Genomic DNA, 11406 nt, shown 5'->3' on the forward strand with positions numbered 1-11406 from the left:
TAACACAATAATGGTGTCAAACGCTGCTAATGTTTGACACCATTTATTATATGAATTCGAATATGAGAGCCTTTAATTTTATCGGCCATCTATATAAAGAGGTGAAACAACGTGCAACATCGTACAATAGCCCCACTGTTATCCATCGTACCGGGATTAGGCCAATTTTATAACAAGCAATGGGTAAAGGGTCTTATCTTCCTCATTCTCGCAGCTTCGTTTTTTATAGCATTTGGGGATCTCTTGAATATGGGATTCTGGGGTCTTTTTACACTAGGAACAGAGGTGCCGCGAGATAACTCTATCTTTCTTTTAGCGGAAGGGATTATTGCGTTGATTGTGACTGCTTTTGGTCTCGGTATTTATTATTGGAATCTACGAGACGCTTATAAAAACGGAAAATTGCGTGATGAAAATCATCCGGTCACTTCTCTTAAAAGTGAATATCAAAATTTAATTCAACAAGGGTACCCATACTTAATTAGTGGTCCATCATTGTTTCTATTAATCTTTGCTGTTATCTTTCCGATTTTATTTAGTTTCGCGTTAGCCTTTACGAATTATGATTTATATCATTCACCACCGGCTCACTTGGCTGATTGGGTAGGTTTGCAGACTTTTGCTGAAATTTTTACGGTTGATATTTGGCGGGCTACATTCTTTGATGTTTTAGCATGGACGATCATTTGGACTGTGGTTGCTTCTACTCTCCAGGTAAGTCTTGGTGTTTTCTTAGCAATCGTCGTCAATCAAAAGGAAGTACGTTTTAAAAAGTTTTTCCGTACAATTTTAGTATTACCATGGGCGGTACCAGGGTTTGTAACGATCCTGATCTTTGCGGGACTATTCAATGATAGTTTTGGTGCCATCAATAATGATATTCTAGCGTTTTTTGGTGTCGATCCTCTTCCTTGGATGACGGATGAAAAGTGGTCGAGAGTTGCACTGATTCTTATGCAGGGATGGCTTGGGTTCCCCTATATCTTCATCGTAACAACAGGTGTACTTCAATCTATTCCTGATGATTTATATGAAGCGGCAACGATCGATGGAGCGTCGATTTTTGCTAAGTTTAGAAATATTACCTTGCCGATGATTTTAATTGCCATGGCACCGATTATTATTACGCAGTTTACGTTTAACTTTAACAACTTTAATATTATTTATCTTTTCAATGGCGGTGGTCCTGCCGTGGCGGGTTCAACGGCTGGAGGAACTGACATCTTAGTGTCTTGGATTTATAAGCTGACGATGCAATCAAGTCAGTATTCACTCGCAGCAGCTTTAACGATTCTGTTATCTATTTTTGTTGTTGGTATTGCGTTATGGCAATTCAGACGAACAAATTCATTTAAAGAGGGGGCTTAAAAAATGCAGACAACTATGAAAACGAATCGCCTAATACGTCTCTTTTTTACCTATGCCTTCTTACTTTTTATGACCGTGCTGATTGTATATCCTTTGCTTTGGACAGTAGGGGCGAGCTTTAACCCTGGTAACAGTTTAATCAGTACGTCAATTATTCCGAAAAATCCTACTCTTGACCACTATAAAGAGTTATTTGCCGGAAAGGAAAGTTTGCAATATGGCAAATGGTATTTGAACTCGTTGAAAATAAGTATATTTACGATGATCGGGGCGATGATTACGGTATCGTTTACCGCCTATGCTTTTTCACGTTTTCGCTTTAAAGGAAGAAAAAATGCCTTAATGCTGTTTCTATTATTACAAATGATTCCGCAATTTGCTGCTCTAATTGCATTGTTTGTATTAGCGCAAATCCTAGGGATGATGAATAGCCACTGGTTATTGATCCTTCTCTATATCGGCGGACAAATTCCAATGAATACGTATCTGATGAAAGGCTATATGGATTCGATTCCTATGGATCTAGATGAAAGTGCGAAGATTGATGGGGCGAGCAACACACGGATTTTCTGGCAGATTCTCTTGCCGTTATCAAGACCAATGCTAGCGGTTGTGGCGATGAATGGATTTACGGGTCCGCTTGGTGACTTCGTATTATCATCTGTTATTTTAAGAACACCCGAAGCGTTCACACTGCCGATAGGTTTGTATAAATTAGTGAACGATGTAATGGGTGCAAGTTATACCACGTTTGCTGCTGGTGCGATTTTAATTAGTATTCCGATTGCTGTTACCTTCCTGCTGCTGCAAAAGCAGTTTGTCTCTGGATTAACAGCTGGTGGGACGAAGGGGTAAAGGACAAATCGCAGGGTCGAGGAAGGAGATTTGTCCCTCATAGACCTGATGAAGGACAAATCACAGGGTAGAGGAAGAAGATTTGTCTTTAATAGCCTTGATGAAGGACAAATCTTGGTGCTGAGGAAGAGGATTTGTCTTTAATAGCCTTGATGAAGGACAAATCTCGGGGGCAAGGAAGAAGATTTGTCTTTAATAGACCTGATGAAGGACAAATCTCGGGGGCAAGGAAGAAGATTTGTCTTTAATAGACCTGATGAAGGACAAATCTCAGTGCTGAGGAAGAAGATTTGTCTTTAATAGACCTGATGAAGGACAAATCTCGGAGAAGAGGAAGAAGATTTGTCCTTCATAGCCCTAATGAGGGACAAATCCCATAGCAAAGAAAGTAGATTTGTCCTAAACCCATATACCAAAAAAACAAAACTCTATGAGGTAACAAAAAGATTTGCGCTATGAAGAAATCTTTGGTTGTTAGAAGGAGGTTACTATGTCTAAAAACGAAAAAACATACGTGACGAAAGCAGACTTTATGCTTCATGGCGGAGACTATAATCCTGATCAATGGTTAGACCGTCCGGATATTTTAGAAGATGATATTAAATTAATGCAGCTTAGCCATACCAATACGTTTTCGGTTGGAATTTTTGCTTGGGCGGCACTTGAGCCGGAGGAAGGAGTTTACAACTTTGAATGGCTGGATAAAGTAATTGACGATATCTATAGCATAGATGGTCGAGTCATTTTGGCGACACCAAGCGGGGCTCGACCTGCATGGATGTCACAAAAATACCCTGAAGTACTGCGTGTGAATGGCGCCAGGGTTAAGATGCTGCATGGCGGCAGGCACAATCACTGCTTTACCTCTCCTGTATATCGTGAAAAAACACAGAAGATGAATCGTATGCTGGCAGAACGTTATGGGAATCATCCTGCTTTACTGATGTGGCATATTTCGAATGAGTATGGCGGTGAATGTCATTGCGATTATTGTCAAGAAGCTTTTAGAGGTTGGCTGAAAAAGAAGTATCATAACGATTTAAAGTCTTTGAACGACGCGTGGTGGGGACCATTCTGGAGCCACACTTTTACAGATTGGCAGCAAATTGAATCTCCTTCCTCGATCGGAGAAAGTATGGTTCACGGCTTAAATTTAGATTGGCGCCGTTTTGTAACAGACCAAACAATCGATTTCTATGAGAATGAAATTGTTCCGATCCGAGAGTTGACACCAGAAATTCCGATTACCACGAACTTTATGGCGGATACACATGAGTTAATCCCATTCCAGGCGCTTGATTACAGCAAATTTGCGAAACATCTTGATGTTATCAGTTGGGACGCATATCCCGCTTGGCATAATGATTGGGAGAGTACTGCGGATTTAGCGATGAGAGTCGGATTTATTGATGACCTCTATCGCTGCTTAAAGCAACAGCCATTTTTATTAATGGAATCGACTCCTAGTATGGTTAACTGGCATTCTGTTAATAAAGCAAAACGCCCTGGCATGCATAAGCTTGCTTCAATGCAAATGGTGGCGCATGGCTCTGATAGTGTTCTATACTTCCAGTGGCGGAAATCTCGCGGTTCTTCGGAAAAATTCCATGGTGCTGTTGTCGATCATGACAATAGCTCAGAAAACCGTGTATTCCAGGAAGTTGCCGAAGTCGGTAAAACGCTTGAAAAACTTTCTGCTATCGTTGGTACCAATCGTCCTGCCGACGTGGCGATTTTATATGATTGGGAAAACAATTGGGCGCTTAATGACGCACAAGGTTACGGTTTGGAGACAAAACGGTATCCGCAAACCCTTGTCCAGCATTATCGTGCTTTCTGGGAAAAAGATATTCCGGTTGATGTGATTACGAAGGAACAGGATTTTACGGGCTATAAATTATTGATTATTCCTATGCTTTATTTAGTTAGTGAAGAAACCATTGCTCGTCTGAAGGCTTTTGTTGCCGGCGGCGGTACCTTAGTCACGACGTATATTAGCGGTATTGTGAATGAGCATGATTTAACCTATACAGGCGGATGGCACAAGGATCTGCAAGAAATCTTTGGTATCAACCCAGTGGAAACAGACACCTACTATCCTGGTGATAGAAATGCTGTTACGTATCAAAACCAATCCTACGAATTAAAAGACTATGCAACAGTGATTAATGTGGGGACAGCAACCGTTGAAGCTACCTATGAAGATGATTTCTATGCGGGAACACCAGCGGTTACAAGCCATTCGTATGAAAATGGAAAAGCCTACTATATCGGCGGCCGTTTAGAAGATCAATTCCAACGTGACTTCTACCAGGGATTAATCAATGATTTGTCGCTTGAACCAGCCTTTAAGGTGACACATGGAAAAGGTGTATCGGTCCAAGTTAGAAGATCTGCTGAAAGCGACTACGTATTTGTCATGAACTTCACCGAAGAAAAACAGCCAATCACACTCGAAACAAAAGTCACAGACCACCTTACAGGTGAAGAACTATCCGGTGACCTTACCTTAGAAAAATATGAAGTGAGAATTCTTGAGAAAAAGAAATAAATAATACCATGAGAGGGGGGAGAGTTCCCTCTCTTTTGCTATTATGGTGCCTGTCACCGCCCATGGACACTGTCCACCTCAGGCGGACAGTTAAACCTGCTTTAACTGTTTTTATCAATAATCTAGACTGTTCGGTCACTATGGAGTTTCTGTAGTGACCGAAGTTTTAAATTACACATTTAATAGGATTCTAGGTTGATTGTAAGTGGTTTGAAAACAACGCGCAATACCAATACTTACTGCTATTGCTATGTACTCAACACTTTTACATAAAATCAAATTTCGTATAGTTAAGCCCAACCTCTAGCAGAAGTTGGGCTGCTTTCAATTTGTAGGAGGATTACTTTTTTTTCTGTTTTTTAAAAAAGCAATCCCTAAGAGCAGTAAAGGAAAAATGATAAGAAAGAAAGGGTGTAAATAGCGAGTAACAAATTCCAACCCTTCTTTTAAATGCTCCGCATAGCTGCTTGCGATGGTGACAGACATGAATAAAACAATCATCCCCATCGGATAGGATAGCTTTGAAGGTTCTTTAATCCTGAATATGACTGCCGTACTAGCAACGGCGGCATAAAAATATATGCTAACTTTAAAATAAATCGAGATTACGGTTGCTATCATAAAAAAGACATCAAGACGTTCAAGGAATTCCGCTACTTGTATACTTTGAATGGTACTTAACAGCGGAAATTGAGAACGAGCTGCAAGGTCAACACCTAATACACCGATGTTAATGGCCATAGTAATCGCGAGATTAATTCCGCTCAGCCCTATTGCGAATAACCCTACCTTTATTACACTCTTTCTTTTGGTTACATAAGGAAAAATCATCGAAAAAACGATGGCTTCACCAAATGGAAAAAATAAGGTTTGCGTGTAAAATACTTTGACAACAGGAAAAATGCCTTCCTCTAGTATAGGTTTTAGATTATTTAAATCGATTAGCCCGGAAAAAACAATTAGAATAAAACCAGTAATTGCAAGCAAATAGATAGAAACAAAAAACAACTCACCTGTTCTTGCTACGACCTCAATGCCTTTGCTAACAGCATAAATAATAACTAACATCAATAAGGCATTTACCATAAATAAAGGAGTTTCAAGATAGGCAAAGGTCAGGAGCATCTCTCCAAAATCACGAAGTACCCTGGCTGCTATATACATAAAAAGAATAATATAACTAGAGGCAAGAAGGGTACCTGCTATTTTTCCAAGCAGCTTTTGCATATATTCTGGGGGGGTTAACTCTGGATAGTAAAGAAATAAACGGTAATGTATCCAGAATAAGAATAACCCCCCTGCCATTCCAAACAGAATAGCCAGCCAGGAATCTTGTTTGGCTTCAATTGCCAGAGGCACTAATATCGCACTGCCTAGCTCAAATAGCAAGATTAGGACAAAAAGCTGGTATAAGCTTATCCTTGCCTTTTCCATGCTTTTGTCACTTCCTTTTCATCCTTTTTCACTTTACTTATTAACTTGGTGTGGGTTGTTGCGTAAACCAGTTCGGCGAACGAAGGCGTCCACGACAATCTCTGTTTTAACTTCTGGAAAATAAACATCATTCCAATTGGATTTCATTTTTTTCCAAGCTTTAGGATTCGTGCGATGAAGAGCCTCTCCAAAACCAAAAATATCTGCTTTATATTTTTGTGCTTGCTGTACAGCCTGATTAATTTCTTTTTTTATTTCCTTTTCTATTGCTTGTTCAATGTTTAAAAGAACATCAGGGTCTGTAACGTCAGCCGGCACTCTTATCTCGCCAAGATTGCCCTCTGCGTCAACCTTAATTGAAACCCGGGGTGTTCCGTTCTCCATTTTTGCCATTATCTTTGTTTTTTGTCTGATTAATTCGTATGTTATAGCCTCTTCTTTTCCTTTCCACTTGATGGCAATTGCTGAAGCCTTTAGTTTGTCGAGGAGGAATATAGATCCTCTGGACGCCTCGCCATCAATCCAATTAACTAACTTACCGTTTTTAAATATTGCAAGGCTGCCTGCGTAAAGTAACGCAGAGGGTTCTGTTTGCTGAGTGTTTTCGGTTTTTTTTCCATTGGCAGCATCTCCTCTTAAACGAAACCCTGAAACAACCAGTTCCTTCCCAGGTGAGACTAGTGTCTGGATGGCTTCTTGCACATTAACCGCGATATTTTCTCCCCAAGTTTTTTCGGTGATTCTCAACGTTTTGATTACTTTGTTTGCTGGGATTTTATCAATTGCAGTTAACACTTTAACGATGTCGGAAGCTTTCTTTCCCTGGGCGATGACAAGGATGGCTGTACTTCGAAATTGCGCATCGCGTTCTAGCGAATCAAGGATGTTGTTGATAGACTCTTCTTTAGCAAGTTCTTCACTAATGACAACCAAATTTGTATGCGCATAATACAGTCTTCTTGACAATTTACGAGATGTGTTTCTGCTTAACTCAACGATTGTATCTCCTGTTCCGGTGACGATGGAAACAGGCGGTCCTTGACTCCCGCCGCCGCCTTGCAGCCCGCTTGCTACGTTACCTGGATTAATAATTTGCATAGTGCCAACATATCTGCCTTGTTCGTTTTTGTCTATTCCCAAAGCAGCAACAATCGCCAAGTCAGTTAACTCCTTTTTGCTCCAACAACCTGATAAAAGGAAGATAACAACGATACAAGCTAGGAGTAACCATAATCGTTTAGCTTTCATCTTGGTCACCTTTTTCTATTGTTGAGTTGACCATCCCCTTGCTATCAGGAGGTTGTGGTTTTTGGTTCTCTCCTACTCGATTCTCCGTGTTACCGCTAAATAGCCTTGGCCGCTTTTTTTGCGCCCACAATGGGAGACGGATGATTGTATCACCTAGGTTTTCCACGATAAGAGGGGCCATTGGTGTTAAATATGGTACTCCAAATGACCGCAGGCTGCATAAATGTACAGCGAGAATGATTATCCCTAAAATGATTCCATAAAATCCGAAGGTTGCGGCTGCGAACATAAACCCAAAGCGAATAAGACGAGCAGAAATGGCCACAGCAAAGGCAGGAGTAGCAAAATTAGCGATGGCAGTAATGGCTACAACTATGACCATAGCTGGAGAAACAATCCCTGCCTGAACAGCTGCTTGACCAATAACCAGCGCACCAACAATAGAGATGGCTGAACCCACTGCTCTAGGCATCCTTACTCCTGCTTCGCGGAGAATTTCAAAAGAAACTTCCATAATCAAGGCTTCGACCAAAGCTGGAAAAGGAACCGTTTCCCGTTGGGCGGCGATAGCGATCAACAGTTGCGTTGGTATCATTTCCTGATGAAACGTTGTAATCGCAATATAAGCAGCAGGCGCGATTATAGAGATAAAGAATATTAAAATCCTTAAAAATCTTAATGCTGTTGCGATATCCGCGCGCCCATAATAATCTTCAACTGACTGAAAAAATTGGATAAACACAGCTGGTGCGATTAACACAAATGGCGTTCCATTCACAACGATTGCTACCCTGCCTTCAAGGAGATTTCCGGCGACCATATCTGGCCTCTCTGTATGATAGAGAGTTGGAAATGTAGTCAATGCTTGGTCTTCGATAAGCTGTTCAATATAGCCGGATTCAAGAATACCGTCAATTTCAATACTTTTTAATCGATTTCGTACCTCTTGAATAATATCTTCCTTGGCTATGCCTTTTATATACATAATAGAGACGTCTGTTTTTGTGACGCTGCCAATCTTCATATTTTCCATCCATAAATTAGGATTTTGAATACGTCTGCGAATCAATGCGGTATTTGTACGGATGGATTCTGTAAATCCATCCCTCGGACCGCGAACCGTTACTTGGCTGCTCGGTTCTTGAATGGAACGCTGCTCCCCGCCTCTTGTGCTGGCGCTAAGTGCTTTATGTGAACCGTCCACCAGGATGATGCTCTCACCGGACATTAAAGACAGGAACAAGTTCTCCCAATCATTAATTTCTTTGACATCACCGAGCGCAACTACATCCTCAAGAAGAATTTCAAAGAGAGGCCGGCTGTTGTGAACGGAACGATTATTCATGATGGATTCAATAATAAAATCATTAATTGCCTTGCTATCTGCAATTCCTTCTATGAAGACAACTGCTGCATTCGGCCCGATACCGTCACCGAGCTGTAATTGTCGGATGTTTACATCTGTGCTATTACCTGTTTTTTCTTTTATGTAATGGATTTGATCTTGTAACGAACGATGAATGGCCTTCGTAGGCTGATCCGTCTGTTGAGTCTGTTTCTTTTGCAGTTTTAATTTTTTCATTTTTTTGGATAGGGAAAATAGAGACATCGTCACTAAACCTTTCCTGCTTTTTTATTATTTTCCACTAATATTGAAAAGGTATTCGTGATTCTAGAAAGTACCAGAACAATTTCAACAGGAATGAGGAATGATAAATTGAAAGGTGGGAAGATAATGAAGATCATTTTTATTACATTAGGTATGCTAACCATATTAATGGGCTGTTCCTTAGGGATTGACCTCCTGCTGGGTTTTGAGGTGAAAACTACTTTGCGTAATGCTGTAAGTCCATTTCGAGTGATGGAAGTTCCTGAATACTTTGTATTTATTTTTCTAATTGTTATCTATTTACTAAAAAAGCTATATGGTTGGACGAATAAATGGATACATAGAAAATTGTCGAAGATTATGGAGTAGTAGATGAGGATATTACATCTAATCCGTGGCGAGTTAATGGATGAAGTTCTTTTTAAACGAAAGATGTCTTTACGGCACTATTGTGACATAGAGACATCTTTTTTAGGATTACTTAACTAAAACAATCAATACAGGCAGTATGAAAAAGGACAATAAAGTAGTCCAAAGAATTGTTTTAGTTAACACTTTTGGTGACGCGTCAAATTTTTCAGCTAGAATGCCGGCGTTGATTGCAACTGGCATACAAGATAATACTAATAGAGCAGAATACATAATACCCTCGATTTTTAAAAGATTTAAACACAATAATGCAATCAGAGGTGCGATAATTAATCTCATGCCCATGCCTGTCCAAAAGGTAATCCGAGTATTCCTGCTGATACTTTCTGTTTTTACATTGGCCATTTGTGCTCCTAAAACTGCTAGAACGATGGGCGGGTAGGCTTCGGCGATCATGGAAACTCCAGTAGACAAACCACCTGGCAAGGTTAAATCAAAAATGCGTAACACTATGGCTAGTAGTACTGCATAGATAGCTGGTAGAGCAAACACTGATTTAACCGCATTCTTTATTGTAAAGTGAGAGCGTGCTGCAAAGAAGATTCCTAGCGTATTCATCATGATCATCTGCATTAAAATATAAATTGCTGCTTTTTCAAGCCCTAGTTGCCCGAAAGCTAGCAAGATGAGTGGAATTCCGTAATTGACTGAATTGGTAAAGGAGGAGATTAAGGTTAACCCAGCTACATCATTAGCTGGTAGTTTGAGAAATTTACCTAAAATACCGGCTGCAACCGCAAGCAAAATAAGGTTTAATAGGGAATAAGTTAAAGTTAAATAGACATCCTCACGTGATAGGTTCGCCTCCATTAATGTATCAAAAATCAGGAACGGAGTTATGTAATATAACGCAAAGTTTAAAAGCGGCTTGATTTCGAGTTTCCCAAATCTGCTAAGCAAGACTCCTGCTATAACAGGTATAGAAAGTGGGAGTATTACATCAAAAAGTGTGTCAAATATTTCAGCTATCATAAAAAACTTCCTCTCTAATTATCAAACTATCATTAATTGAAATCATTTAACGGGCGATACCAGATATGTACATTAATTATATAATAAAAGATTTTCCCTACAATAATGATTGCGATCGAAGTGCAAGATATAAGTAATTAAAGTAATGATTTAATGTAAGTTTGTTTATTACTACTTATAGAATAAGTTAAAGGAAATGTTATTCTGAGAAAAAGAAAACTTTTTGTTGCATAAGTAAATCGAAGGTGCTATTATAAGGGAGTTGCTTTTAACGCCAGCTTTTCTAGTTAAAAGTAAGAAAGAAAAAAGTTAAATTATTATGTTGAAATAATAATAGAGATGTGATATGATAGTATCGCTGTCGCTTAAGACATAATAGATTGCTCTTTGAAAACTAAACAAACAAGAACGTCAACAAAAAATATTAGTTTCTTCTATAGAAACTAGCCAACGTAACAAAATGAGCTAATCAACTTTCTTGGAGAGTTTGATCCTGGCTCAGGACGAACGCTGGCGGCGTGCCTAATACATGCAAGTCGAGCGAATCTTGAGGTGCTTGCACCTCTTGGTTAGCGGCGGACGGGTGAGTAACACGTGGGCAACCTGCCTGTAAGACTGGGATAACTTCGGGAAACCGGAGCTAATACCGGATAATTCTTTTCTTCTCATGAGGAAAAGCTGAAAGTCGGTTTACGCTGACACTTACAGATGGGCCCGCGGCGCATTAGCTAGTTGGTGAGGTAACGGCTCACCAAGGCAACGATGCGTAGCCGACCTGAGAGGGTGATCGGCCACACTGGGACTGAGACACGGCCCAGACTCCTACGGGAGGCAGCAGTAGGGAATCTTCCGCAATGGACGAAAGTCTGACGGAGCAACGCCGCGTGAGCGATGAAGGCCTTCGGGTCGTAAAGCTCTGTTGTTAGGGAAGAACAAGTAC

8 protein-coding genes and 1 rRNA gene (1 of these 9 running past the window's edge) are annotated in these 11406 nt (G+C 40.2%); 5 read left to right on the forward strand and 4 right to left on the reverse strand.

Annotated features, from left to right (window positions below; all coding sequences use genetic code 11):
- Nucleotides 1–111 precede the first annotated feature (111 nt).
- The 3 genes from ACN6MT_RS07265 (at nucleotide 112) to ACN6MT_RS07275 (ending at nucleotide 4774) form a co-directional block, all read left to right on the forward strand.
- Entirely contained in the window at nucleotides 112–1368 is a 1257-nt protein-coding gene (locus tag ACN6MT_RS07265; RefSeq protein WP_419955332.1) for a carbohydrate ABC transporter permease, read from the forward strand.
- A gap of 3 nt (nucleotides 1369–1371) precedes the next feature.
- A complete protein-coding gene (locus ACN6MT_RS07270) occupies nucleotides 1372–2223 on the forward strand; it encodes a sugar ABC transporter permease (RefSeq protein ID WP_419955333.1) in 852 nt (283 codons plus the stop codon).
- Between the two features lie 490 nt (nucleotides 2224–2713).
- Nucleotides 2714–4774 (forward strand): beta-galactosidase, encoded by a 2061-nt coding sequence (locus ACN6MT_RS07275; RefSeq protein WP_419955334.1) that lies wholly within the window; start codon nucleotides 2714–2716, stop codon nucleotides 4772–4774.
- Nucleotides 4775–5098: 324 nt separating this feature from the next.
- Here the strand turns inward: ACN6MT_RS07275 and ACN6MT_RS07280 are convergent, their stop codons facing one another.
- Genes ACN6MT_RS07280 through ACN6MT_RS07290 form a run of 3 tightly spaced genes read right to left on the reverse strand, consistent with a single transcriptional unit; the run spans nucleotide 5099 to nucleotide 9065 of the window.
- Complete coding sequence (locus ACN6MT_RS07280) at nucleotides 5099–6208, reverse strand: GerAB/ArcD/ProY family transporter (RefSeq protein ID WP_419955335.1); 1110 nt, start codon at nucleotides 6206–6208, stop codon at nucleotides 5099–5101.
- 33 nt (nucleotides 6209–6241) lie between these two features.
- The gene (locus ACN6MT_RS07285; RefSeq protein WP_419955336.1) at nucleotides 6242–7456 is read right to left on the reverse strand and encodes a Ger(x)C family spore germination protein; all 1215 of its coding nucleotides are present in this window, start codon (nucleotides 7454–7456) and stop codon (nucleotides 6242–6244) included.
- On the reverse strand, nucleotides 7446–9065 hold the full coding sequence (locus tag ACN6MT_RS07290) for a spore germination protein (protein WP_419955337.1): 1620 nt from the start codon (nucleotides 9063–9065) through the stop codon (nucleotides 7446–7448). Before ACN6MT_RS07290 ends, ACN6MT_RS07285 begins: the two co-directional genes overlap by 11 nt.
- Nucleotides 9066–9191: 126 nt before the next feature.
- Between ACN6MT_RS07290 and ACN6MT_RS07295 the strand changes: the two genes are divergently transcribed.
- Nucleotides 9192–9434: a hypothetical protein gene (locus tag ACN6MT_RS07295; RefSeq protein ID WP_419955338.1), complete on the forward strand. Its 243-nt coding sequence runs from the start codon at nucleotides 9192–9194 to the stop codon at nucleotides 9432–9434.
- Nucleotides 9435–9542: 108 nt separating this feature from the next.
- On the opposite strand, the gene ACN6MT_RS07300 is transcribed toward ACN6MT_RS07295, so the two are convergent.
- The gene (locus ACN6MT_RS07300; RefSeq protein ID WP_419955339.1) at nucleotides 9543–10466 is read right to left on the reverse strand and encodes an AEC family transporter; all 924 of its coding nucleotides are present in this window, start codon (nucleotides 10464–10466) and stop codon (nucleotides 9543–9545) included.
- A gap of 475 nt (nucleotides 10467–10941) precedes the next feature.
- Here ACN6MT_RS07300 and ACN6MT_RS07305 point away from each other — a divergent pair.
- Nucleotides 10942–11406: ribosomal RNA gene (locus ACN6MT_RS07305) — 16S ribosomal RNA — on the forward strand (it continues 1085 nt past the right edge of the window).

Origin of the sequence: Neobacillus niacini (assembly GCF_048572935.1) — a bacterium.
GTDB classification, from domain to species: Bacteria; Bacillota; Bacilli; order Bacillales; family Cytobacillaceae; genus Neobacillus; species Neobacillus niacini.